Source organism: Sphingopyxis sp. LC363 (genome assembly GCF_000756385.1).
Classification (GTDB): Bacteria; Pseudomonadota; Alphaproteobacteria; order Sphingomonadales; family Sphingomonadaceae; genus Sphingopyxis.
Genome location: NZ_JNFC01000011.1, coordinates 1 through 21,757, shown reverse-complemented (window position 1 = coordinate 21,757; position 21,757 = coordinate 1). Strand labels below are relative to the sequence as shown.

General features: G+C 66.9%; 28 protein-coding genes. 14 read left to right on the top strand and 14 right to left on the bottom strand.

The genetic code is table 11. The features are described 5' to 3' along the window. Position 1: 1 nt before the first annotated feature. Entirely contained in the window at positions 2 to 1,333 is a 1,332-nt protein-coding gene (locus FG95_RS05240) for a PepSY-associated TM helix domain-containing protein (RefSeq protein WP_037554443.1), read from the top strand. Here the strand turns inward: FG95_RS05240 and FG95_RS05235 are convergent. Beyond that, on the bottom strand, positions 1,330 to 2,202 hold the full coding sequence (locus FG95_RS05235; RefSeq protein WP_037554439.1) for a sterol desaturase family protein: 873 nt from the start codon (positions 2,200 to 2,202) through the stop codon (positions 1,330 to 1,332). The genes FG95_RS05240 and FG95_RS05235 overlap by 4 nt on opposite strands. A gap of 68 nt (positions 2,203 to 2,270) precedes the next feature. On the opposite strand from FG95_RS05235, the gene FG95_RS05230 reads away from it, so the two are divergent. The 5 genes from FG95_RS05230 to phhA are packed head-to-tail and all read left to right on the top strand — an operon-like array spanning position 2,271 to position 5,922. After that, positions 2,271 to 2,921: a Crp/Fnr family transcriptional regulator gene (locus FG95_RS05230; protein ID WP_081933025.1), complete on the top strand. Its 651-nt coding sequence runs from the start codon at positions 2,271 to 2,273 to the stop codon at positions 2,919 to 2,921. 19 nt (positions 2,922 to 2,940) lie between these two features. Next, the gene (modA, locus tag FG95_RS05225; RefSeq protein WP_037554436.1) at positions 2,941 to 3,705 is read left to right on the top strand and encodes a molybdate ABC transporter substrate-binding protein; all 765 of its coding nucleotides are present in this window, start codon (positions 2,941 to 2,943) and stop codon (positions 3,703 to 3,705) included. After that, positions 3,705 to 4,400, top strand: coding sequence for a molybdate ABC transporter permease subunit (modB, locus tag FG95_RS05220; protein ID WP_200880152.1), 696 nt, complete (start codon positions 3,705 to 3,707; stop codon positions 4,398 to 4,400). The genes modA and modB overlap by 1 nt, the downstream gene beginning before the upstream one ends. Then, positions 4,390 to 5,010 (top strand): molybdenum ABC transporter ATP-binding protein, encoded by a 621-nt coding sequence (locus tag FG95_RS05215; RefSeq protein WP_037554523.1) that lies wholly within the window; start codon positions 4,390 to 4,392, stop codon positions 5,008 to 5,010. The genes modB and FG95_RS05215 overlap by 11 nt, the downstream gene beginning before the upstream one ends. Positions 5,011 to 5,049: 39 nt before the next feature. Further along, complete coding sequence (phhA, locus tag FG95_RS05210) at positions 5,050 to 5,922, top strand: phenylalanine 4-monooxygenase (protein WP_037554433.1); 873 nt, start codon at positions 5,050 to 5,052, stop codon at positions 5,920 to 5,922. 3 nt (positions 5,923 to 5,925) lie between these two features. On the opposite strand, the gene FG95_RS05205 is transcribed toward phhA, so the two are convergent. The 5 genes from FG95_RS05205 to FG95_RS05185 form a co-directional block, all read right to left on the bottom strand. After that, a complete protein-coding gene (locus FG95_RS05205; RefSeq protein ID WP_037554431.1) occupies positions 5,926 to 6,738 on the bottom strand; it encodes a hypothetical protein in 813 nt (270 codons plus the stop codon). Between the two features lie 62 nt (positions 6,739 to 6,800). Continuing rightward, positions 6,801 to 7,772 carry a 50S ribosomal protein L11 methyltransferase gene (locus FG95_RS05200; RefSeq protein ID WP_037554430.1) on the bottom strand — a complete coding sequence of 324 codons (972 nt, stop codon included), beginning with the start codon at positions 7,770 to 7,772 and terminating at the stop codon, positions 6,801 to 6,803. Continuing rightward, a complete protein-coding gene (locus tag FG95_RS05195; protein WP_037554428.1) occupies positions 7,773 to 8,465 on the bottom strand; it encodes an SDR family NAD(P)-dependent oxidoreductase in 693 nt (230 codons plus the stop codon). Positions 8,466 to 8,620: 155 nt separating this feature from the next. Next, on the bottom strand, positions 8,621 to 9,973 hold the full coding sequence (locus tag FG95_RS05190; RefSeq protein ID WP_037554521.1) for a methyl-accepting chemotaxis protein: 1,353 nt from the start codon (positions 9,971 to 9,973) through the stop codon (positions 8,621 to 8,623). Positions 9,974 to 10,076: 103 nt separating this feature from the next. Next, positions 10,077 to 10,544: an Lrp/AsnC family transcriptional regulator gene (locus FG95_RS05185; RefSeq protein ID WP_200880151.1), complete on the bottom strand. Its 468-nt coding sequence runs from the start codon at positions 10,542 to 10,544 to the stop codon at positions 10,077 to 10,079. Positions 10,545 to 10,702: 158 nt separating this feature from the next. Between FG95_RS05185 and ald the strand changes: the two genes are divergently transcribed. The 7 genes from ald to FG95_RS05150 all read left to right on the top strand — a co-directional run bounded on the left by ald (position 10,703) and on the right by FG95_RS05150 (position 15,557). Continuing rightward, positions 10,703 to 11,818 (top strand): alanine dehydrogenase, encoded by a 1,116-nt coding sequence (gene ald, locus FG95_RS05180; RefSeq protein ID WP_037554427.1) that lies wholly within the window; start codon positions 10,703 to 10,705, stop codon positions 11,816 to 11,818. Between the two features lie 21 nt (positions 11,819 to 11,839). Further along, positions 11,840 to 12,076, top strand: coding sequence for a hypothetical protein (locus tag FG95_RS05175; RefSeq protein WP_037554426.1), 237 nt, complete (start codon positions 11,840 to 11,842; stop codon positions 12,074 to 12,076). Positions 12,077 to 12,384: 308 nt separating this feature from the next. Further along, positions 12,385 to 12,843, top strand: a complete 459-nt coding sequence (locus tag FG95_RS19800) for a hypothetical protein (RefSeq protein ID WP_052182118.1) — start codon at positions 12,385 to 12,387, stop codon at positions 12,841 to 12,843. Next, positions 12,843 to 13,658 (top strand): ferredoxin--NADP reductase, encoded by an 816-nt coding sequence (locus FG95_RS05165; RefSeq protein WP_037554424.1) that lies wholly within the window; start codon positions 12,843 to 12,845, stop codon positions 13,656 to 13,658. The genes FG95_RS19800 and FG95_RS05165 overlap by 1 nt, the downstream gene beginning before the upstream one ends. 83 nt (positions 13,659 to 13,741) lie before the next feature. Beyond that, positions 13,742 to 14,365 carry a lysophospholipid acyltransferase family protein gene (locus FG95_RS05160; RefSeq protein ID WP_037554423.1) on the top strand — a complete coding sequence of 208 codons (624 nt, stop codon included), beginning with the start codon at positions 13,742 to 13,744 and terminating at the stop codon, positions 14,363 to 14,365. Next, on the top strand, positions 14,362 to 15,177 hold the full coding sequence (locus tag FG95_RS05155) for a DUF1295 domain-containing protein (RefSeq protein WP_037554421.1): 816 nt from the start codon (positions 14,362 to 14,364) through the stop codon (positions 15,175 to 15,177). Before FG95_RS05160 ends, FG95_RS05155 begins: the two co-directional genes overlap by 4 nt. After that, positions 15,153 to 15,557 carry a hypothetical protein gene (locus FG95_RS05150; protein WP_037554419.1) on the top strand — a complete coding sequence of 135 codons (405 nt, stop codon included), beginning with the start codon at positions 15,153 to 15,155 and terminating at the stop codon, positions 15,555 to 15,557. The genes FG95_RS05155 and FG95_RS05150 overlap by 25 nt, the downstream gene beginning before the upstream one ends. 9 nt (positions 15,558 to 15,566) lie before the next feature. Here FG95_RS05150 and FG95_RS05145 read toward each other — a convergent pair whose 3' ends face one another. Together FG95_RS05145 and FG95_RS05140 are read right to left on the bottom strand one after the other, a co-directional pair. Continuing rightward, positions 15,567 to 16,637 (bottom strand): alpha/beta hydrolase family protein, encoded by a 1,071-nt coding sequence (locus FG95_RS05145; RefSeq protein WP_037554415.1) that lies wholly within the window; start codon positions 16,635 to 16,637, stop codon positions 15,567 to 15,569. Beyond that, positions 16,637 to 17,566: an isopenicillin N synthase family dioxygenase gene (locus FG95_RS05140; protein ID WP_037554413.1), complete on the bottom strand. Its 930-nt coding sequence runs from the start codon at positions 17,564 to 17,566 to the stop codon at positions 16,637 to 16,639. The genes FG95_RS05145 and FG95_RS05140 overlap by 1 nt, the downstream gene beginning before the upstream one ends. 131 nt (positions 17,567 to 17,697) lie before the next feature. Here FG95_RS05140 and FG95_RS05135 point away from each other — a divergent pair, with 131 nt between their 5' ends. Then, the gene (locus tag FG95_RS05135) at positions 17,698 to 18,123 is read left to right on the top strand and encodes an EVE domain-containing protein (RefSeq protein WP_037554412.1); all 426 of its coding nucleotides are present in this window, start codon (positions 17,698 to 17,700) and stop codon (positions 18,121 to 18,123) included. Positions 18,124 to 18,163: 40 nt separating this feature from the next. Here the strand turns inward: FG95_RS05135 and FG95_RS05130 are convergent, their stop codons facing one another. The 6 genes from FG95_RS05130 to FG95_RS05105 form a co-directional block, all read right to left on the bottom strand. After that, positions 18,164 to 18,493 carry a PilZ domain-containing protein gene (locus FG95_RS05130; RefSeq protein ID WP_081933022.1) on the bottom strand — a complete coding sequence of 110 codons (330 nt, stop codon included), beginning with the start codon at positions 18,491 to 18,493 and terminating at the stop codon, positions 18,164 to 18,166. Positions 18,494 to 18,581: 88 nt separating this feature from the next. Beyond that, entirely contained in the window at positions 18,582 to 19,172 is a 591-nt protein-coding gene (locus FG95_RS05125) for an SOS response-associated peptidase family protein (protein WP_037554411.1), read from the bottom strand. A 7-nt stretch (positions 19,173 to 19,179) separates the two neighbouring features. After that, entirely contained in the window at positions 19,180 to 19,581 is a 402-nt protein-coding gene (gene arfB / locus FG95_RS05120) for an alternative ribosome rescue aminoacyl-tRNA hydrolase ArfB (RefSeq protein ID WP_037554410.1), read from the bottom strand. Further along, entirely contained in the window at positions 19,574 to 20,257 is a 684-nt protein-coding gene (locus FG95_RS05115; RefSeq protein ID WP_037554409.1) for an RluA family pseudouridine synthase, read from the bottom strand. The genes arfB and FG95_RS05115 overlap by 8 nt, the downstream gene beginning before the upstream one ends. 24 nt (positions 20,258 to 20,281) lie before the next feature. Further along, a complete protein-coding gene (locus FG95_RS05110; RefSeq protein ID WP_037554402.1) occupies positions 20,282 to 21,082 on the bottom strand; it encodes a DODA-type extradiol aromatic ring-opening family dioxygenase in 801 nt (266 codons plus the stop codon). Positions 21,083 to 21,086: 4 nt separating this feature from the next. Continuing rightward, a complete protein-coding gene (locus FG95_RS05105) occupies positions 21,087 to 21,683 on the bottom strand; it encodes an FMN-dependent NADH-azoreductase (protein ID WP_037554401.1) in 597 nt (198 codons plus the stop codon). Positions 21,684 to 21,757 lie beyond the last annotated feature (74 nt).

Genomic DNA, 21,757 nt, shown 5'->3' with positions numbered 1-21,757 from the left:
GATGACCGACAGCAACCCAGTCCCGCTCTATCGCACGATCTGGCGCTGGCATTTTTATGCCGGGCTGTTCGTCATTCCCTTCATCCTCATCCTGTCGGCGACGGGCGCCGCCTACCTGTTCAAGCCCGATCTCGACCGGTGGGAGGAGCGCGCGTGGCGCGGGTTGCCCACCGCGGGCGCGGTCGACGCCGACGCGCAGGTCGCCGCCGCACTCGCCGATTTTCCGGGCGCCAGCGTTCATTATTACCGCATAGCCGAAGCGCCCGGCGACGCCGCGGTCGTTCACCTCGGCCTGCCGAACGGCACGATGCGCGACGTCGCGGTCTCGCCGCGGGGCCGGGTGATCGGCTCGACCGATCCCGAGCGGCGCCTATCGGCGTGGCTGTCGGCGATCCACGGCAGCCTGCTGATCGGCCGCGCGGGCAGCCTGCTGGTCGAGCTTGCCGCGAGCTGGGCGATCGTGATGATCCTGACCGGCCTTTATCTCTGGTGGCCGCGCGGGCGCGGGCTCGCGGGGGTGGTGTGGCCGCGCCTGTCGCTCGGCGCACGCACCGCGCTGCGCGACCTTCACGCCGTCACCGGCTTCTGGGTCTCGGGCCTCGCGCTCGTCCTGCTGTTCACCGCGCTGCCGTGGACCGATGTCTGGGCGAGTGGTTTTCGTACAATCCGCGCCGAAATGGGCTGGGTGTCGGGGGTGCAAGACTGGAAGGGCGGTGTGGACCCGCACGCCGCGCACGATCATGAAGCGATGGTCGATCATTCGGCGCACACGACCCCGGCAATCCCGCTCGCCCGCATCGTCGAACGCGCGCGCGCCGAACATATGCCCGCCCCCGCGATCGTCCAGCCGCCGGGCGCGCCTAATCTTTTCGGACCGCCGAACGGCGACACATGGACGCTGACCACGCAGACGCAGAACCGGCCGCTGGTGCGCAAGATCAGCTACGATCCCGCGACCGGCGCCGAGGTCGCGCGCAGCGGCTTCGCCGACAAGCATGTCATCGACCGCGTCGTGAACATCGGCATCGCCTGGCACGAAGGCCAGCTGTTCGGCCGCATCAACCAGCTGATCGGCGCCCTGACCGCGCTCGCGCTGTTTACGCTCACGGTCTCGGGCTTTTTGATGTGGCGCCGCCGCAAGCCCGAAGGGACGCTGGGCGCGCCGCCGGCGGCGCGCGACCCGGCGCGGCTCCGCGGCGTCGCAGCGATCATCCTGCTGCTCGCCGCGTTGCTGCCCTTGCTCGCCGCCTCGCTGATCCTGCTCTGGATCGCCGAACGGCTGTTGCTACCCCGCCTGCCGCGCGCCGCGCGCTGGCTCGGCGTCACCACCTAAGACGTAGCGGCCACGCTCGGCGCCGACGGCACGGCGCCGGGAATGCGCGCGTCCATATCCCTGTTCTCGGGAAAGATCGGCCACAGCAATTGCTGTCCCAGCGTCGCGGGCGGCAGATTTTCGACGCCATAGCTTTGCGGATAATGCCGCGTGATCTTCGCGGTGCCGAACAAGACGTCCCAGAAGAAGAGCAGATTTCCGAAATTGCCCTTGTAATTCACCGCCGGGTCGTCGGCGTGGCGACCGTGATGCGCGTGGTGCGTCGCCGGCGTGCTGATCGTGCGTTCGACCACCCACATCAGCGGCGACAGCGCCTTGATCCGGTAGAGCGGGGCGTCCCACGCGACATCGCTGTGCGCGCCGATGATCACCGCCATCTTGACCACCAGATAGCCGGCATAGAACCAGCCGAGCCCGAGATAGACGAGCACCCCCGCGAACCAGATGCTCGGCATCATCGCATAATAGATGATGTTGTTCCGGTAGACGAGGCGCACGCTCATATAGCGCGCGTTGTGGTGCGCGCGGTGCAAATTGTAGAGCCAGGCGAAGCTGTGGCTCGCGCGGTGCCACCAATATTGCATCATATCCTCAAAGACGAGGAAGAGCGCAAGCGCGGCGAGGAAGGGGATGTCCGCGAGCGCGCCTTCATAGTGCGGAAAGAAACGGTGACCGAGCGCGCCGACGACCAGCAGGATCGCCGGCTGGGTGACGATCAGCAGCATGAAGGTGCTGACGATCTCGATGATCCCGTCGTGGCGCGATTGCTCGCCCTTCGCGAACAAGCGCGTGCGGATCAGCTCGATCAGGCAGAAGCCGAGATAGATCGCCGCGACGATCGCGCTCGACTGGGCGGTGGTCAGGTGCATCCTCAATCTCCCTTCGCGGTCTCGCCGCTTGTTATTGCGCGCATCGTGTCGCAAAAGCGGCGACAGAAATGCAAAGATCTTATCAATTGGCACTTGCCGAGCGCACCCGCCTCGCTGGCGAGGAACGCGACCGTCTGCTCGCGGCGCGCGAGCCGCGCGGTTTCGTCGACGGCCAGTTCGTCCAGCATCAGGGCGATCCGGGCGACGCCTTCTGGGCGGTGATCGAGGGGCATGTGCTCGTCGGCCGCTATGCCGAGGATGGTGCCTTCACCGCCTTCGCGGTGCTCGGGCCCGGCGACATTTTCGGCGAACTCGCTTTCTTCACCGGCTTGGAGCGGCAGGTCGATGCGATCGCCAGCGGCCCTGCGCGGCTGGTCGCCATCGATCGCCCGCTGCTCCGCCGGCTGATGCAGGAGGATGTCGGGTGGGCCGAACTGTTGCTGCGCAGCCTGGGGCGCCAGCTTGCGGTATCGCTCGACATCATCGACGCCGAACGGCGGCTGCCGACCGCCGAACGACTGCGGCGTCTGCTCGCGGCGATGGCCGCCGACGCGCCCGACGGCCGGACGATTCGCTCGACGCAGCAGCAACTTGCCGACCTGCTCGGCGTCTCGCGCGTGACGCTCGGCGCCGCGCTCCGCTGCCTTGAAGGCCGCGGCGAGATCGCCCGTGGCTACCGCCATATCCGGCTGCGCGCGCCGCTTTCGCCGGGTGGGTGAGGGCGCTATAGCTTTGCCGATGGCCCGTTTCCTCCACCTGTTCGCGCTGCTCTTCGCCTTGTTGCTGACGCCCGCCGCGATCGCACAGGAGCGCGGACCGGTGGTGCTTGCGGCGGCAAGCCTGCAGGAATCGCTCACGGAAGCGGCGAACGCCTGGGCGGCGAAGGGTCACGCTAAACCCGTCCTCTCCTTCGCGGCCTCGTCGGCGCTTGCGCGACAGGTGATCGCGGGCGCGCCCGCCGACCTCTTCCTGTCGGCCGACGAACCGTGGATGGATGCGGTGGCGAAAGCGGGCATGCTGCGTGCGGGAACGCGCGCGACCTTGCTCGGCAACCGCCTCGTGCTGATCGCCCCCGCGGCGAGCCGGACAAAGCTGACGATCGCGCGCGGCTTCCCGCTCGCAAGAGCACTCGGCACCGGCCGCCTCGCGCTCGCCGACCCCGATGCGGTGCCGGCGGGCAAATATGCGAAGGCCGCGCTGAGCCGTCTTGGCGTCTGGACCGGCGTTGTCGCAAAGGTCGCGCCTGCCGAAAACGTCCGCGCCGCGCTGGCGCTCGTCGAGCGCGGCGCCGCGCCGCTGGGCATCGTCTATGCGACCGACGCACGCGCGTCGAAAGCGGTGCGCGTCGCGGGCACCTTCCCCGCGACCAGCCATCCGCCGATCCGCTACCCGGTCGCGCTGCTCAAGGCATCGCGCCACAAGGATGCGGCCGCCTTCCGCACCTTTCTCTTCTCGAAACAGGGCCGCGCCATCTTCGCTCGCCACGGCTTTTCGGCGCCCTGATGCTATCCGCCGAAGAGTGGGGGATCGTCGCGCTGTCGCTGAAGGTCGGCGGCCTCGCGGTGCTCGCGACGCTTCCTGTCGCCTTCGGCCTTGCGTGGGTTCTCGCGCGCTACCGTTTCCCGGGGCGCGTGATCCTCGACGGGCTCGTTCACCTGCCGCTCGTCCTGCCGCCCGTCGTCACCGGCTGGCTGCTGCTCATTGCCTTCGGCCCGCTCGGCCCCGCGGGCCGCTGGCTCGAAAGCTGGTTCGGCGCGACCTTGATGTTCCGCTGGACCGGCGCCGCGCTCGCCGCGGCGATCATGGCGCTGCCGCTGATGGTGCGCGCGATGCGGCTGTCGATCGAGGGGATCGACCGGCGGCTCGAGGGCGCGGCGCGCACATTGGGCGCGGGGCGCTGGCATGCCTTCCGCACGATCAGCCTGCCGCTCGCGCTCCCCGGCATTCTCGCCGCGCTCGTGCTTGGCTTCGCGCGCTCGATTGGCGAGTTCGGCGCGACGATCACCTTCGTCTCGAACATCCCGGGCGAGACGCGCACCTTGCCGCTAGCCATCTATTCGGCGCTGCAGGTGCCGGGGGGCGAGGCGATGGTGACGCGGCTTGCGCTGCTGTCGGTTTTGCTCTCGCTCGGTGCGCTGATTCTCTCCGAATGGCTCGTCCGCCGCACCCATGGCGAAAGGCAGCGCCGTGGCGATTGATATCGACATATCGCGCCGCCTCGGCGACCGGGTCATCGCCGCGCGCTTTACCGCCGGCCCGGGGCTGACCGCGCTCTTCGGCCCGTCGGGGGCCGGCAAGACGAGTATCCTGGGCATGGTCGCGGGGCTGCTCCGCCCCGATCGCGGGCATATCCGCATCGGCGACCGCACCTTGTTCGACAGCGCCACAGACCTGCCGCCCGAGGCGCGCCGCGTCGGCTATGTCTTTCAGGACGGCCGGCTCTTCCCGCATCGCCGCGTCCGCGCGAATCTCGTCTATGGCCTCGATCTCGCGCCGCCCGCGAACCGCTGGATGAGCCTCGACGAAGCGACGCGCTTCCTGGGAATCGACCACCTCCTCGACCGCTGGCCGCAAAGCCTGTCGGGCGGCGAGGCGCAGCGCGTCGCGATCGGCCGCGCGTTGCTCGCGGGTCCCGAAATCCTGTTGATGGACGAGCCCTTGTCCTCGCTCGACGCGGCGCGACGGGGGGATATCATGGCGGTGATCGAGCGGATTCGCGACGAACTCAAACTGCCGATCCTCTATGTCAGCCACGACCGCGCCGAGGTCGATCGCCTCGCGACGCAGGTCGTGGAGATCGGAGAATAAAGTTTCACTTGAAACCATATTGATGATAGAAGCTGTCCTATGGAAAGCCAGTTTACCCACGTCCACGACACGCCGCCGCCGGGCGCCGCGGCCGACTGGACGATTCCGCAAGATTGGGACGCTTTCACCGCCGACGAACATGCGATGTGGGATCGCCTCTTCGCGCGCCAGTCGGAGATGCTGCCCGGCCGCGCGTCCGAAGCCTTTCTGCGCGGCATCGACGTGCTGCGCCTCGAAAAGCCGGGCATTCCCGATTATCGCGAACTCAATGCGCGCCTGACGGCGGCGACGGGGTGGCAGGTCGTCGCGGTGCCCGGCCTCGTCCCCGACGATGTGTTTTTTGACCATCTCGCGAACCGGCGCTTTCCCGCGGGCAATTTCATCCGCACGCCCGAACAGCTTGATTACCTCCAGGAACCCGACGTCTTCCACGACGTCTTCGGCCACGTCCCGATGCTCGCCGACCCGGTCTTCGCCGACTATATGGTCGCCTATGGCGAAGGCGGGCTGCGCAGCCTTAAATTCGATGCGCTGAAGCAACTCGCGCGGCTTTACTGGTATACGGTCGAATTCGGCCTGATCCGCGAGGCGGGAGCCTTGCGCATCTATGGCGCGGGCATCGTCTCGTCCTTCGCCGAAAGCGTCTTCGCGCTCGATTCGGACAGCCCGAACCGCATCGGCTTCGACCTCGCGCGCGTGATGCGCACCGACTACCGGATCGATGATTTCCAGCAGAATTATTTTGTCATCGACAGCCTCGACCAGCTGCTGAGCACGACGGTGAACACCGATTTTGCGCCGCTCTACGCCGCCAACGCCGCGCTGCCGCCGATCCCGATCGCCGACATCTTGCCCGGCGATGCGGTGATCACCCGCGGTACGCAGGACTATGCCCTCGCCAAGAGCGGCTGACGCTCAATCCTCACCCCGGCGGACGGCCCCCACCAGCCGGTTTCGGTGTTGGTAGGCTTCTCGGTCGGGCGGCAGGCTGTATATGCCGCGTAGCAGCGCCATGTCTTTGCCCGACAGATCGCGATGTTCCGGCTCGTCGCCGAACAGTCCCATGATCGAATCGCTGGGCGGCGGCGGATCGCCGTTGAGCTCGGCGAGCGCGACCATCGCCGTATAGGACGCGACCGAATCGAGCAACGTACCGTCCGCCCGCTCAGCATCGACGATCACCGTCGCCGAGCGCAACGCGCGCACCACCTGCGTGCTCACGATGCTGCTGTTATATTGCTTGAGCACGCCGCTGTTCGTCGGCATGCCGTCGCGGCTTTCCTCGCGCGTGCCATACCACCAGCGGATCGGCCCGTCGCCGTGCACCAGCCGTTCGCGTTCGGTCGGCGACAGGGCAGCGACCTGTCGCGGCGATTTGTCGAAGATCGCACGGGTCAGGCCGTCGCCGTCGTCGGTGAAGATCACCGCAATATTCGGGGTGCAGGGCTTTGGCGCGATGGGCGCTCCCGCTGCTTCCGCGACATCGCGGATCCGGTCGTCGACGATTCCCGCGACCTTGGCATCGACGCCGATCGTGCGGGGACAGACGGGTGCGATCCAGCGCGCGACGGGGTTTAGCGTGGCGACGCCTGTGCGGCGGACAAATTCGGCGGCACGTTTTCGCTCTTCGCGCTTGGCTTCGGGGGTCCCGGTCACGATGATCGAATCGGGGTCTTCCCCGGCGGCGGGTGCGGCGGCGAGCAGGGCGAGGGCGGCAAACAGGCTCATGGCCGATTCTCCCGATGACATGCAAAAAGCTAGCAAATCACCGGTAAAATTCAACCATTTGGCTACCAGCTCCCGAAACTGGCATCCGACGGGCTCGCGCGGTGCAGTGCGCGTTCCCTGCGCCGCCAGCCATAGCGGCGGCGTTTGACGAGCAGCAGGCACGGCCATTCGGCGCTGCCCCCGCGCGCAGCGAGGCGAAAGCCCTGCGCGCGATAGGCGGCGAGCACGGGATCCATCTGGCGCGCGATCAGCCCCGCAAGGATCGCATGGCCGCCCGGCGCGGTCGCGGCGGCGATATCGGGGGCGAGGGTGATCAGCGGCCCCGCGAGGATATTGGCGATGACGAGGTCATAGGGCGCGCGGTGGCGGATCGCGGGATGGTCGGTGCCCGGCGCGACCGCGAGCGCCAGCCGGCCGCCGCCGCGGCCCAAGGACACGCCGTTGATCCCCGCATTGTCGCGCGTCACAAAGATGCTCGCGGGGTCGATGTCCGACGCTATGACCTTCGCACGCCGCCATAATGCCATCGCCGCAAAGGCCAGCAATCCGGTCCCGGTGCCGATGTCGGCGATGTTGCGCGGGCTCGCGCCTTGTCGCGCCAGCCGGTCGAGCATGGCCAGACAGCCCGCGGTCGTATCGTGTCCGCCGGTGCCGAACGCCTGGCTCGCGTCGATCAGGAACGGCGTCGTCCCCGGCGGCACACGGTCGGCGCAGCTGCTCGTATGGACGAAAAAGCGTCCCGCCCGCACGGGCTCGAGCCCCTGCTGCGACAGGGTCACCCAATCCTCTTCGGGAAGTTCCGCGACGACCGGCTGCTGACTCTTCGCGCTTGGCACGAACGACTGCAACAGCTTCAACAGCGCCGCGCCCGGCTTGGCGTCCATATAGGCGTCGAGCTGCCACAACCCCGCATCCTCATCGATCTCGCGCGTCACGATGACGGGTGCCTCGGGCATCGCGTCGAGTTCGGGAATTTCGCCCGACAGCGCTTCGGCCTCGTCGCGCGTGCAGGGAAGGGAGACGGTCCAGCTCATCTAGCGCACATAGCTCGCGCCATTGACGTCGAGCACCGCGCCGGTCATCGACGCGGGCGCATCGAGCGCGCACCAGCGCGCCATCTCGCCCACTTCGTCGGGCATCGCGACGCGCCCCAGCGGAATGTCGGCGAGCAATTTGTCGCCGCCACGGCTCGCGAGATAGTCGTCGGCCATGCCCGTCATCGTGAAGCCGGGACAGATCGCAAAGGCGAGGATGCCGTCCTTTGCATAGGCGCGCGCGATCGTCTTGGTCATCGCGACCATGCCCGATTTCGACGCCGCATAATGCCAGTGCGCAGGGCTGTCGCCGCGATAGGCGGCGCGGCTCGCGATATTGACGATGCGGCCGGGAGCGCCGCGTTCGTGCCAATGCAGCACCGCATGGCGGCACAATTGCGCGCTAGCGGTCAGATTGACCTGCATCGTGCGGTTCCAGTTCGCGAGCCAGTCGGCATTGGCGTCGCCCAGCGGATTGCGCTCGAACACGCCGGCGTTGTTGACGAGCACATCGATGTGGCCGTCGAGCTTGTCGAGGCTCGTCTGCCACAGCCGGTCGGGGGTCGCGGGATCGGAAAGGTCGCCATCGGCGCTCGACAGCGCGACGACTTTGGTCGCGTCGCCGGTCAGTGCCTCCGCGATCGCGGCACCGATACCGCGGCTCGCGCCGGTGATCAGGATATGCGTGCTCATGCCCGTGCCTTAGGCAGCGGCGCGGGGCTTGCCAAGTTACCGCGGCCCATCAACCGCCGTCATCCCGGCGAAGGCCGGGATCTCGTCGGTGCGTCAGGCTCCAAGGGCGAGATCCCGGCCTTCGCCGGGATGACGGTGAATGGGGGAAGGCATGTTTACGCCACCCGGCGGCTGAATTCGCTCGCGGCCTGTTCCAGCTGCTGGAGGCGCCCGCCCATCTTGGCGAATTCCTGGCTCAGCACGCTGATCTCGTTCGCGACCATGCCCGAATCGTTGCGGATGCTCGCGATCGTCGACGACATGCTGTCGGCGGCGAGCGCGGTCTCGTCGACGGCGGCGGTGATCGAGGTGACCGTCTGCGCCTGCGCGTCCATCGCGTCGCGGATGCGCTGCGCCGAGGTCTGCACCTCGACGATCGTCTGCTGGATCGACTGGTTCGCGCTCACCGATCCCCGCGTCGCCTGCTGGATCGCGGTGATCTTGCCCGCGATATCGTCGGTCGCGCGCGCGGTTTCGTTGGCAAGGCTTTTCACTTCCTGCGCGACGACGGCAAAGCCGCGGCCCGATTCGCCCGCGCGCGCCGCCTCGATCGTGGCGTTGAGCGCGAGAAGATTGGTCTGCCCCGCGATCTCGCGGATCAGGCCGAGGATCGATTCGATCGACTCGGCGTGGTGCGACAGCGTTTCGGACATGGCGACGGCTTCGCCCGCCTGTTCGGACGCGCGCGTCGCGACGCTCGCCGACGCTTCGACTTCGCTGCGGGCATCCTCGATCGCGCGGATCAGCCCCGCGGCGGTCGACGCGGCCTCGCGCATCGCCATCGCCGATTGTTCGGACGCGGCGGCGACTTCGCTCGTCTTGGCGATCATGCCCTTTGCCGCTTGATCGGCCGAGGCCGCCTGCCGCGCGAGCTGTTCGCGCACGCCGTCTGTGTCCTGCACCAGCGAGGCGATCGAACGGTCGAAATCGCCCGCGAGCGTTTGCCGCTCGCTCGAAAACACCGCGCGGTCCAGCTTCGCCGCGTAACGCTGCATGATGTCGAATTCGAGCAGCGCGAGCCGGTTGATCGCGCTCGTCAGCCGCGCCAGCCGCTCGGCATCGCCGATGCACGCCTCGACGACATATTCGATCGTCAGGCGCTGGCTTTCGGCGATGCACGACATGACCGAGGCGAGCGGCAGCTTCACGCGACGCGCCATATGCGTGTTCTGGCACGCGATCGTCGCGACCTCCTGGCCCGCGGCGTCGGCATATTTGACCGCCGTGTGGCGCGCGCTGCCGCGGACATAGCTGTCGTAAAGCTCGCCCTCGACCTTGCGGTCGACGCTGGGAAGCTTGTTGAACGCGTCCCAATAGGCGCGCGCGACCGCTTCCTCGCGGCCGGCGATGATTGTGTGGATTTCGGCCCCGCAGGCGGCGAGCTGGCCGTCGAGATCGTAAAAGGGAAAACGTTCCGACATCAAAATCGGATCGATCTGCTGCTTATGAATCGGATTTTCCTTCACCATGATCTTGGCTTCCTGATCGATCCCAAACGCGCGAGTCTGCCGCTCGCAACGCATCCCGCGAAACTGGTGAACAGGATATGCGATAGAAGTGGTAAAGGCGGTGTTAACCGGCCGCAGGCACCGGATAGCCCTCAAACGCCTTGATCGTGCGCAGTGCAAAGGCACTGTGCATCGCCGCAACGCCGGGCAGCCGCGACAGGCAATGGCGGTGCAGCCGGTCGAAATCGGCGACGCTCCGCGCCGCGACGCGCAGCCGGTAATCCGACGCGCCCGAAAGCAGCTGGCATTCCAGTATCTCGTCGAAGCTTTTGACCGCGCTTTCGAACGCGGTCAGCGCCTCCTCGCTCTGCGACGTCAGGCTGATGTCGACGAAGACGTCGAGGCCCAGCCCGATGCGCTCGGGGTCGAGCCTCGCGGTATAGCCGGTGATAATCCCCGCCGCCTCGAGCGCCCGGATGCGGCGGTGGCACGCCGAGGCCGAAAGCCCGACGATGTCGCCGAGTTCGGCCGCCGGACGCGGGCCGGTGCGTTGCAGCAAGTCGAGCAGCTTTGTATCGATCCTGTCGATCATTGTGCGTCCTCAGGCCCATTCGCGCATAATCCGTGCGCACATCTCGCGAATCCGGCCGGCATATGCAAGCACCTCGCGGAGCTTTTCTGCTAAAAGCGCCGACAAGTTTTCGGCGGCGCATGACGATCGCCGATGACATCCCAATTCGGAGAGCGACCATGATCATCGGCACCCCCAAGGAAATCAAGAATCACGAATATCGCGTCGGCCTGACCCCCGAAAGCGCGCGCGAACTCGTCGTCCACGGCCACCGCGTGCTCGTCCAGACCGGCGCGGGCGAAGGCATCGGCGCGCACGACCGTTTCTACGAAGAGGCGGGGGCGGAGATCGTCGCGACCGCTGAAGAGATTTTCGCGCAGTGCGACATGGTCGTAAAGGTCAAGGAACCCCAGCCGGTCGAACGCGCGATGCTGCGCGAAGGCCAGATCCTCTACACCTATCTCCACCTCGCCCCCGATCCCGACCAGACGCGCGACCTTATGAAATCGGGCGCGGTGTGCATCGCCTATGAAACCGTCACCAGCCCGCACGGCGGCCTGCCGCTCCTCAAGCCGATGAGCCAGGTCGCGGGCCGCATGTCGATCCAGGCGGGCGCGACCGCGCTCGAAAAGGCGCATGGCGGCCGCGGCGTGCTGCTCGGCGGCGTGCCGGGCGTGGCACCGGGCAAGATCTGCGTGATCGGCGGCGGCGTCGTCGGCTTCAACGCGGCGCAGATGGCGGCGGGGCTCGGCGCCGACGTCACCATCCTCGACCGCGATCCCGAAGTGCTCGAACGCGTCGGCACCTTCTTCGAGGCGCGGGCGAAGACGCGCTTCTCGAACCGCGCCAACTTGGCCGAATGCGTCGCCGAGGCGGACCTTGTCATCGGCGCGGTGCTGATCCCCGGCGCCGAGGCGCCCAAGCTCGTCACGCGCGAGATGCTCGGCACGATGCGCCCCGGCTCGGTCCTTGTCGACGTCGCGATCGACCAGGGCGGCTGCTTCGAGACGAGCCACGCGACCACCCATGCCGACCCAACCTATGTCGTCGACGGCATCGTCCATTATGCCGTGGCCAACATGCCGGGCGCGGTGGCGCGCACCAGCACCTATGCGCTCAACAACGTCACGCTGCCGCATGCGCTGCGCATCGCCGATCTCGGCTGGAAGGATGCTTTGAAACGCGACGTGCATCTTGCGCAGGGTTTGAACGTTTGGAACGGTAAGGTGACGTTCGAGGCCGTAGCCGAAGCGATCGGAACCGATTATGTGCCTGTCGAACAGGCACTCGCCTGACAATAAGGAACGACAGAGACGATGACCGACCAAGTGCCGCCTCCCCCGCCCGAACAGGAAGAAGAAAATGAAGTGCTGCGCGCCTCGCGCGAGCTGCAGCAGCAAAAGGAAGCGGCCGACGCCGCCGAGGCGGCCGACAGGGAAGCCGCAAGGGGCAAGCGCGCCGGCTGGAAAACTGCCGCCGCGGCGGGCATCGGCATCGGCTCGGCCGCAGTAATCGCCGCGCTGCTCTACGCGAACCGCGACAAAATCAGGTAATTCCGCCTGAAAGCCGGTTGGAGAGGGCGGCCGTGCGCTGCTTGAGTCCCAATCGGCAGTTTTGGGGTGGGGAGCGGACATTCCACAACCGTCGCCCCCGCGAAGGCGGGGGCCGCTGTCGTTTTACACAATGCCGCTGAGTAAGGCCGCTAGCGGCCCCCGCCTTCGCGGGGGCGACGGCTAGGTTCGGTCGAAACCCGTCGAACGGTTCTTGAAATCGTCACGGCGGCTATTTCTGAATTGCAAATGACTCGCAATAACATATAAGCCCGCCGACGCCGCACCCATGCGCGTTGGAAAGGGAATCGATGTACGCCTTCGTCGACCGGCCGGTGGAAAATCTCTGCAACAGCGGGCGCTTCCTGCTCTGGGCGATGCGGGGGTGGGTCTCGGCCGCCAGGCGCGGTCAGTGCCCGCCGCAGAAGCTGCACCGGGGTTTCGTTGCCGTGAATGCGGCGGGGGCGCTGCCCGATTTCCATGTCGCGATGGCGCTGCTCGGCGGCGACGCGGTGGGAACGCTCGTCCTCGCCCCGATGCCGTGCCTCCAGATTTCAGAGGATGAAGCAATTCTGCTTGGACTCTGGCGCGATATTTCGCTTGGGGATGTGGCAAATGCCCACGCGACGCTGGCCTTGCTGGCCGAGGGAGACGGCGTCGGCCCGATCGCAAAGGCGATGGGCGCCGCGGCCGACCGGTTGGTCGCGGCAGGGTTCGATATGCCGGCTCTCGCGGCCGGCACCATGACACATCAGGAAAGTTCAAAGTGATGAGTGACCGTATCGCCGAAGCCGCCAAGCTCGCCCCCTCCGCCTCGCTGACCGTCGAGGAGGTGCGCTCGGTGCGCCACTGGAACGAGCATCTGTTCAGCTTCACGATCACCCGCCCGCCGAGCTTTCGCTTCCGATCGGGCGAGTTCGTGATGATCGGCCTACCGGGCGAGGGGCGCCCCTTGCTGCGCGCCTATTCGATCGCCAGCCCCGCCTACGCCGACGAACTCGAATTCCTGTCGATCAAGGTGCCCGACGGCCCGCTGACCTCGCGGCTGCAGAAGATCCAGCCGGGCGACCCCTTCTATCTCGGGCGCAAGCCGACCGGCACGCTCGTCGCCGACGCGCTGACCCCCGGCCGGCGGCTGTTCATGCTCTCGACCGGCACCGGGCTCGCGCCCTTCCTCAGCCTCGCGCGCGATCCCGACATCTACGATCGCTTCAACCAGATCGTCATCGTCCATTGCGTGCGGCAGGTCAGCGACCTCGCCTTCCGCGAGGAGCTCGAAAGCCAGCTCGCCGGCGATCCGCTGGTGCAGGATCAGGCGCTGCTGCAATTCCATTATCTGCCGACGGTGACCCGCGAGCCCTTCCGCACCACCGGCCGCATCGACGCGCTGATCGCCGACGGTTCGCTCTTCGGTCATCCGCTGACCGGCCCGACGCAGTTCGATCCCGCGACCGACCGCGTCATGATGTGCGGCAGCATGGCGATGATCCGCGACCTGCAGGCGCGCTTCGAGGAGCTGGGTTTCCAGGAAGGCTCGAACGCCGCGCCCGGCGACTTCGTGATCGAGCGCGCGTTCGTCGGCTGATCCGGCGCCCCTTCCTCGCCTCTTGCGCGGCGCGCGGCTTTCGCGCAATCGGTGCCGAGGGAAGGGGAGCAGGCGTGACACTGATGGAAGACGACCCGCCGGGGCTGGTGGCGCGCGCCGTGCGCCGCCTGCTGCTTTTGCTGTACCGGCTGCGCGGCTGGAAAGCCGCGGGCGTGGTGCCCCGGCCGCGGCGCTTCATCCTGATCGCGGCGCCCCACACCAGCAATTGGGATTTCGTCAATTTCCTCGGCCTGACCGCCGACCTCGACATCCGCCCGCATTTCATGGCGAAGCTGTCGCTGTTCCGCTGGCCGCTTGGCGGCTTCATTCGCCAGATGGGCGGCGTCCCGGTCGACCGCCGCGGCGGCAGCAATGTCGTGGAGCAGATGGTGCGGGAATTTGCGCGCCGAAGCGAATTCATGCTCACCGTCGCGCCCGAGGGAACGCGCGGCAAGGCCAAAAAATGGCGCACCGGATTTTACCAGATCGCGCTCGCGGCCAAGGTGCCGATGGTCGTCGGGTTGATGGATTATGGCACCAGGACCGGTGGGATCGGCCCGCTGATCTGGCCGAGCGGCGATTTTCGCGCCGACATGGTGAAGGTGCTGGAAAGCTATAAAAATTGCGTTCCCCGATTTCCCGAGCGTGCGGTCCGGTCGATCGATGATATAGTCGGCGCCGATGAGGAACCGGACATGCGTGCATGAGTGACGCCCTTTCGCTGCTCGGCGTCAATTTCGCGGGATTGCTTGGCGTGATCCTGCTGTTGTGGGGCGTGGCGACGCTGATTCGCGACGTCTCGTTCATCGATGCCTTCTGGGCGTTCGGAATGGTGCTTCTCGCGTGGGGCACCGCGTGGCAGGCGGGTTTCGACGCGCCGCATGCGAAGCTGCTTCTCGGCCTCACGACGCTTTGGGGGCTGCGGCTTGCGATCCACCTCATAATCCGCTGGGCGCGCGACGGCGAAGACCCGCGCTACCGGAAAATGCTCGCGAACAGGATCGAGAAGCGCAAGTGGAGCTGGGCGAAGACCGCGCTGCTCACCGTTTTCCTGACGCAGGCACCGTTGCTGTTCCTCACCTGCCTGCCCGCGCAGATCGGCATCTGGGCGAGCGCGGGCACCCCGCAGAACGTTGGGATCGTCGGATGGCTCGGCGCCGCTGCGGCGCTCGCCGGCGTCGCATTCGAAAGCATCGGCGACGCGCAGCTCGACGCCTTCCGCAAGGATCCCGCGAACAAGGGCAAGGTGCTCGACACGGGCCTGTGGCGCTATACGCGCCATCCCAATTATTTCGGCGACGCGCTGACCTGGTGGGGCATCTGGCTCGTCGTGCTCGATCTCGGCTGGGGACCCGCGCTCGCGAGCCTCATCGGGCCGGTCTTCCTGACCTTCACTCTTACCAGATGGTCGGGCAAGGCCTTGCTCGAAAAGGGGCTGCACAAGACGCGGCCCGCTTATGCCGACTATGTGAAACGTACGTCGGGCTTTATTCCATGGCCGCCAAAGACCAAGGTTTAGGCGGCGATGAACGCCCGGCGGATGTGTCGGCGCTCGGCGACGCGCCGCGCATCCGCGCGATCCTGATCGAAGCGGCGCGCGCGGGGCGCAGCGTCAGCTACTCCGAACTGCTCGGCGACCTCGGCTTTCGTTTCACGCGGCCCAAGATGCGCGCGGTGTGCCGGACGCTCGAAGAGGTCGACCGGCTGAGCGCGGCCGACGGCGAACCCGACCTTGCGGTGCTTGTGGTGCGCGAATCGGACCGCTTGCCGGGGCAGGGCTGGTGGGTCGGCGGCACCGCGCTGCTCCTCGGCTACGACGGGCCGTGGGAGGGCGCCGCCGCAGCGCGCTTCATCCGCGAGCAGCAGCAGGCGGTGTTCGATTATTGGGCGGGGCGATAGGAGGAAACCTCAGTCGCCGGTGAAGCCCCGTGCCGCCAGCCAACTCGCCAGCAGCGCGAAATATTCGGGCGAATCGGGACGTTCGGTGCCGTCGTACTTGGGGTCGAGCGATGTCTTGAGATCTTGCGACATCTGCATCCCATGGTCGGCGCCGGCAATCACATGCACCTCCATATTGGGCATTTGCGGCGCGACGGCCCTCAGCCGCTCGGCCGAATCGGCGACCGGGACGACCGCATCGTCGGCGCCAAAGAGGATGAGGGTCGGCACGGTGACCGCCTTCAGATTGACCAGCGGATCATTTTCGATCTCCTTGCGCCAACCCGATACGTCGCGGTCGCGGAAGGTTTCGCCCATATAGAGATATTTGAACCACGGCTTGGTCTTGATCCCGTCGAGCTTCGCCTGCGCTTCGGCGCGGCTCACGGTGCCGCGCATATAATCGTCGACCGCCTTTCGCGCCGCGACCATCTGCTCGATATCGGCCGCTGAATAGCCATTGGCCTTCAAATGGTTCGTCGAGGAAAAGATCATCTGGACGTCGGCGGTGACGACCGGCGCCGACACCGCGACAACAAAGGCGATGTTGGAGCTCCGCGACGCGGCGAGCGGCGAAATCCAGCCGCCCTGGCTCAGCCCCCAGGTGCCGATGCGCCGCGGATCGATGCGCGGATCGCTCTTCAGGCTCCGCACGGCGGCGATCGCATCGTCAGCGAGGAGCGCGAAGTCACCTCCCGCATCTTTCGTGCCCGACCGGCCCGATCCGCGCCGGTCATAGGTGAAGACCGCGATGCCCAGCGCGGGCAGGATCGTCTTGAGATGATCGTAGAGCGACGCCGAACCGAGCGGCGACGAGGCGCTGTGCGTCACGACCACCGCCGCGACGGGCTTGCCGCTGCGCGGTATGTGGAGCGTTCCCGCCAGCTCGCGATCGCCGTTAGTGAACCGGCGCTCCTCGGTTACGACCTCGGTCGTCGCGGGCGCGCTCCACGGCAGGCTAGGCGATTTCGGCGCTGCCTGGGCCGCGGAGGGCGAAGCGAGGCTCGTCACCAGCGCGAACAGCGCGACGGCGGTGCGCATCACTTCTTCAGTCCGATCTCGCGCAGCCGTTCCTGCAGATACTCGTCCGCTGTAATCGGCGTCGGATAGAGGTTCGGGTGCGATGCGTCGATGCAGCTTTCGAGCGTTTCGATCGGATAGTCCGAGCGGAAGTGGAGGAAGAAGGGCATCGAATAGCGGGCGACGCTCGCGCGGCCCGCATCGGGGTTGCGGACGCGGTGCGTCGTCGACGGCAGGCGGTTGTTGGTGAGCCGCTGGAGCATGTCGCCGACGTTGACCGCCATCGCGCCCGGCGGCGGGCTGACGGGAAGCCAGCTGCCGTCCTTGTCGAGGATTTCGAGCCCCGCTTCCTCGGCGCCGAGCAACAGCGTGATCGTGTTGATATCCTCATGCGCTTCGGCGCGGATGCCCTTCGCGGGCGCTTCGACCGGCGGATAATGGAGCAGGCGCATCACGCTGTTGCCGTCCTTCACCGTATCGTCGAAGAAATCGGGCGCGAGGCCGAGGTAGCGCGCGATTCCCGACAGCAGGCGCCCGCCGACGCGGTCGAATTCGGCGAACAGCCTGTCATAGGCGGCGCGGAAGCCGTCGACTTCCTTTGGCCAGACATTGTTCGGCTGCTGCGCGGCGAGCCGGTGGCCCGCGGGCAGGTCGCGGCCGACGTGCCAGAATTCCTTGAGGTCGACTTCCTTCGCGCCCTTGGCGATTTCGGTGCCGAACGGCGTATAGCCGCGCGCGCCGCCGCCGCCCGCGATATGATAGGCGCGCTTCATCTCTTCGGGCAGCGCGAAAAATTCCTTCGCCTTCGCCCAGGCTTCGTCGATCAGGTCGGGATCGATGCCGTGATCGGTGATCATCGCAAAGCCGAAGCGTTCGAACGAGGCCCCGAAATCCTTCGCGAACTGGTCGGCGGGAAGCGACATGGAAATGACGGGAACGGCAGCGGTCATGCGGGGTAAGTCCATCTGATAAGGGGCGGCGCCACAGGCGCGTCATGAGTCGCGATTTAGGCGCTGCGTGGCGACGGTTAAAGGGAAAAAGGCGGTTCCGTCCGCCGCGCGGCTCGGCTAAGCCCGCCGCCATGGCAAAGCAATATTGGCTGATGAAATCCGAACCCGACGCCTATGCGTGGGACCAGCTCGTGCACGACGGCACGGGCATCTGGGACGGCGTGCGCAACCATACCGCGAAGCTCAACATGATGGCGATGAAAAAGGGCGACGAGGCGCTCTTCTATCACAGCAATATCGGCAAGGAATGCGTCGGGATCATGGAGATCACCGAGGAAAGCTTCTCCGACCCGACCGCCGACAAGGGATCGCCCTGGGTCGTGGTGCGCGTCGCGCCGGTGCGCGCGCTCGCGCACCCGGTGACGCTCGCGGCGATCAAAGCCGATCCGAAGCTCGCCGACATGGACCTCATCCGCCAGTCGCGGCTGTCGGTCGGACGCGTGACGCCCGCCGAGTGGAAACATATATTGAAGAAGTCGGAAAAGCCCGAGGGCTGATCTGTATTCCTCCCTGTCGCGCAGCGATGGGGAGGATATGTCAGACTTGCCGCAGTTTCGCCTGCAGATGCTGGGCGACCGACACATGGAGCGGGTGGACGAACTCGCAGCCGTAATTATTGCCGTCGGCGCGGCGGACGACGGCTTCCAGAGGCTGGAGCCCGGGCAGGTTCACCCAGATATGCTTGCCGATCTGCGGCCGGAAAGACGTCACCATGCGAAAGCCGGTCGACGACAGGTCGAACAATTCGACGTTGAAGGGGTTGAGCCCCGGTTCGCGGAAGCGCGCGCGCCCGGTCACGGGCGCGCGCTCGGCGCCGCGCCCACCCTTGGGCGCCTTTACGGCTTCGATGGTACGATTCCCCAACACGAATTCGGTCCCTGCATGTCATCCTTGGTCGCGGCAAATTTAGGACATCGCTGGTTATCGCAAAGTGAAGCGATATGGTGAAATCCGTCTATACCGGCGGCGCGTCTCCGACCGCCATCGACTGGCCGGGAAAGGGGACGGCGAGCGCCACCGCGGCGCGCCATTCGCCGCAGAGCCAGGTCGCATGATCGTCGCGGTGCAAGATCACCGGCATGGCCTTTGGCTGGTGATGTCCGATCAGCCGGTTCGCGTCGGTCGTCAGCATTGCGAAGCACGGCCAGTCCTCGCCCTGCCGCACCACGCCGGCAAAGGCGAAGATCGGCTGCGACGGCACCCAAAACCAGTGCTGCCGCCGCGCGCGGCCTGCTCCCGACCAATAGGCAAAGGCGGTCGCGGGGATCAGGCAGCGCAGTTCGGCATGGCGCAAGGTGCCGATCCAGAACGGGCTGGTCAGGTTGCGGACGTGCGTGACGGGCTCCGTGCCTTGCGGTGGAGGCGGCACGCCCCACAGCTTCGGGCGCAGCCAGCGCCGCGATCCGCCGCGCCCGTCGCTGACGATTACCGGCGCGGGGCGTGCGGGCGCGACATAATCGCCCGTCCACGGGTCGTCGCCGGCTTCGGCGCCGAACGTCGCGGCGATCGTGCTCGCGGGCGCATCGAGGCGGTAGAGGCTGGTCAACAGGGCGTCAGTCGATGCCGCGCACCCGCCCGCGTCCGGCCTTGATGCTGCTGCGCGCCTTCTTGCTATCGACGCGCTTCGCCTTGGCGGCCTTGCTCGGCTTGGTCTTGATGCGGCGTTCGGGGCGCACGAGCGCGGCGTCGACCAGCTCGTTCAGCCGCGCGCGCGCATCGGCGCGGTTCGCTTCCTGGGTGCGGAAACTCCGCGCGAGGATGACGAGTTCGCCCGCCGAAGTCATCTTGCTCCCCGCGAGCGCCTTCAGCCGGCGATAGGCATCGGGCGCGAGGCCGAGCGCGAACACATCGACGCGCAGCTGGCACGCGGTCGCGACCTTGTTGACATTCTGGCCCCCCGGACCCGACCCCGCGAGAAACTTCTCGCTGATCGCGCTTTCGGGAATCTCAGCCACGCGTCGGCTCCGCTCCCTCCGGCGCCGCGAAGCCCAGCGCAACGAACGCGTCGGGGAAGGGTGCCTCGGCAATTATCGATGGCTTGACGTCACGTTTTACGACCAGCCTTTCAGCATGGAGCAGCGTGCGCGTCTTCGTGCCGCCGCGCCCGTAAACGGGATCGCCGACGAGCGCAAAGCCAAGCCCTTCGAGCGCGTGGACACGCAGTTGGTGCGTGCGGCCGGTTTCGGGACGAAAGCGGAGCAGCGCGCGGCCCTCGACCACCGCGAGCTTCTCCCAGTGCGAGACCGACGGCTTGCCTTTCGGGTCGCTGACCATGCGCCAGCCGGTCTCGGCGGTCGAGGTCTTGGCGAGCGGCAGGTCGATCGTACCGCTGTCTCCGTCGGGCACGCCGTCGACGATCGCGAGATATTGCTTCTCGACCTCGCGGCTTTCGAAGGCGCGGGTGAAGCGGCCGTGCGCTTTGGGATTGCGCGCGAGCAGCAGGCAGCCCGACGTGTCGCGGTCGAGCCGGTGGACGGGAAGCGGCCAGCGCTTGAAGCCGAACCGCAAGGAATCGAGATGGTTTTCGAGACTGAGGCTGCCGTCGCGCGGCGCGTCGACGGGAAGCCCTGCGGGCTTGTCGATGACGAGGGCCTCGCCGTCGAGGAAAAGGACACGATCTGAAAGGAGCATGGCGCGCTATAGGCGCGCCGCTGCCTAGTCGAAAGCGTAAACGTCCATCGCGAGCAGGCCATAGGTCACGCTGCGATGCAGCCGTTCGCCCTTTAATGGCGTCCCGCCCGCGCCCATCGCGACAAAGAGCGGCAATATATGGTCGGGGGTCGGGTGATTGTCTGCGCCGTGCGGTGCGCGCTCGACGCTGTTCAGCACGTCGTCGACGGCTCCCACAGACATCCGTTCGGCAACCCAGTCGGTAAAATCGGTGACCCATGCCGGCGCGGGGGCGTCGATCGGCGGGCGCGCCGAAAACAGCGCGCGCAGGTTGTGGGTGATACTGCCCGACCCGACGATCAGTACGCCTTCGTCGCGCAGCGGCGCGAGCGCCTGGCCAAGCGCGTAATGCCATTCGGGCGTGGCATTCGAGGCGATCGAGAGCTGGACGACGGGAATGTCGGCGTCGGGATAGATGAGTGAGAGCGGCACCCACGCGCCGTGATCGAGGCCGCGGGCCGCATCGGCGGTGACGTGAAGACCGCGGCCCGCGAGCAACTCGACAACCCGTGCCGCCAGCGCCGGATCGCCCGGCGCGGGATAGCGCATCGCGAACAGCTCGTCGGGGAAGCCGCCGAAGTCGTGGATCGTCGGCGGCGCGGTCGACGCGGCCACCGTGGCCCGCCCGCCCTGATACGCCGCGTCATGATGCGCCGACACGACGAGGATCGCGCGCGGGCGCGGCAAATGGGCACCCAACCCGGCGAGGAAGTCCCGCGCCGGGCTGGGCTCGAGCGCCATCATCGGCGAGCCGTGCGAAAGGAAAAGACTCGGCGGACGGCGCATCGGTTCAGGCCGCTTGGCTCAGCTCGCCGATCGCGGCGGTTGCGCGATTGAGGGCGTCGCCGTCCATCAGATGTCCGTCGGCGGCGATGATGGTGACATCGGTAATGCCGACGAAACCAAGGATGTGTTTGAGGTAACCGCTCGCGAAATCGACCTCGCTGCCCAGCGGCACGCCGCCCGAGGCGAAGACGATGAAAGCGCGCTTGCCCTTCAGCAACCCTTCGGGACCGGCTTCGGTATAGCGGAAGGTGCGGCGCGCGCGGGCGATCAGGTCGACCCAGGCCTTGAGCGACGCGGGGATCGCGAAATTATAGATGGGAGCGGTGATGACGATCGTGTCGGCGGCTTCGAGTTCGGCGATCAGCTCGTCCGAGCCGGCAAGCAGCGCCTTCTGTTCGTCGCTGCGCTCGGCCTCGTCGGTGAAATTGGCGCCGACCCAGCCTTCGGTCAGCGGCGCCGGCGGCGCGGCGTTGAGATCGCGGCGGGTCAGCGTCGCGCCGTAATTCTGTTCGACGAGGCGGTTGACGAGCTGGTCGGCAAGCAAGCGGGTGGTCGACCCTTCGTTGCGGGCGCTGGCATCGATGCGAAGAATATGGGCCATCGTAAATACTCCTTTTGCGGTTGGGGAGAGGGGTGCCGCGAGCCGCCCGTTTCCGGAGAGGCTCGCGGCACCCC

Coding starts and splice junctions, on each gene's coding strand:
- FG95_RS05195 (WP_037554428.1), bottom strand. CDS start 8,465: ATGAGCACGCATATCCTGATCACCGGCGCGAGCCGCGGTATCGGTGCC.
- modA (WP_037554436.1), top strand. CDS start 2,941: ATGGCCCGTTTCCTCCACCTGTTCGCGCTGCTCTTCGCCTTGTTGCTG.
- FG95_RS05190 (WP_037554521.1), bottom strand. CDS start 9,973: ATGGTGAAGGAAAATCCGATTCATAAGCAGCAGATCGATCCGATTTTG.
- FG95_RS05165 (WP_037554424.1), top strand. CDS start 12,843: ATGAGTGACCGTATCGCCGAAGCCGCCAAGCTCGCCCCCTCCGCCTCG.
- FG95_RS05115 (WP_037554409.1), bottom strand. CDS start 20,257: ATGCTCCTTTCAGATCGTGTCCTTTTCCTCGACGGCGAGGCCCTCGTC.
- FG95_RS05155 (WP_037554421.1), top strand. CDS start 14,362: ATGAGTGACGCCCTTTCGCTGCTCGGCGTCAATTTCGCGGGATTGCTT.
- FG95_RS19800 (WP_052182118.1), top strand. CDS start 12,385: ATGTACGCCTTCGTCGACCGGCCGGTGGAAAATCTCTGCAACAGCGGG.
- FG95_RS05230 (WP_081933025.1), top strand. CDS start 2,271: ATGCAAAGATCTTATCAATTGGCACTTGCCGAGCGCACCCGCCTCGCT.
- FG95_RS05105 (WP_037554401.1), bottom strand. CDS start 21,683: ATGGCCCATATTCTTCGCATCGATGCCAGCGCCCGCAACGAAGGGTCG.
- FG95_RS05175 (WP_037554426.1), top strand. CDS start 11,840: ATGACCGACCAAGTGCCGCCTCCCCCGCCCGAACAGGAAGAAGAAAAT.
- FG95_RS05140 (WP_037554413.1), bottom strand. CDS start 17,566: ATGACCGCTGCCGTTCCCGTCATTTCCATGTCGCTTCCCGCCGACCAG.
- ald (WP_037554427.1), top strand. CDS start 10,703: ATGATCATCGGCACCCCCAAGGAAATCAAGAATCACGAATATCGCGTC.
- FG95_RS05240 (WP_037554443.1), top strand. CDS start 2: ATGACCGACAGCAACCCAGTCCCGCTCTATCGCACGATCTGGCGCTGG.
- FG95_RS05185 (WP_200880151.1), bottom strand. CDS start 10,544: ATGATCGACAGGATCGATACAAAGCTGCTCGACTTGCTGCAACGCACC.
- FG95_RS05110 (WP_037554402.1), bottom strand. CDS start 21,082: ATGCGCCGTCCGCCGAGTCTTTTCCTTTCGCACGGCTCGCCGATGATG.
- phhA (WP_037554433.1), top strand. CDS start 5,050: ATGGAAAGCCAGTTTACCCACGTCCACGACACGCCGCCGCCGGGCGCC.
- modB (WP_200880152.1), top strand. CDS start 3,705: ATGCTATCCGCCGAAGAGTGGGGGATCGTCGCGCTGTCGCTGAAGGTC.
- FG95_RS05145 (WP_037554415.1), bottom strand. CDS start 16,637: ATGCGCACCGCCGTCGCGCTGTTCGCGCTGGTGACGAGCCTCGCTTCG.
- FG95_RS05160 (WP_037554423.1), top strand. CDS start 13,742: ATGGAAGACGACCCGCCGGGGCTGGTGGCGCGCGCCGTGCGCCGCCTG.
- FG95_RS05205 (WP_037554431.1), bottom strand. CDS start 6,738: ATGAGCCTGTTTGCCGCCCTCGCCCTGCTCGCCGCCGCACCCGCCGCC.
- FG95_RS05235 (WP_037554439.1), bottom strand. CDS start 2,202: ATGCACCTGACCACCGCCCAGTCGAGCGCGATCGTCGCGGCGATCTAT.
- FG95_RS05200 (WP_037554430.1), bottom strand. CDS start 7,772: ATGAGCTGGACCGTCTCCCTTCCCTGCACGCGCGACGAGGCCGAAGCG.
- FG95_RS05150 (WP_037554419.1), top strand. CDS start 15,153: ATGGCCGCCAAAGACCAAGGTTTAGGCGGCGATGAACGCCCGGCGGAT.
- FG95_RS05135 (WP_037554412.1), top strand. CDS start 17,698: ATGGCAAAGCAATATTGGCTGATGAAATCCGAACCCGACGCCTATGCG.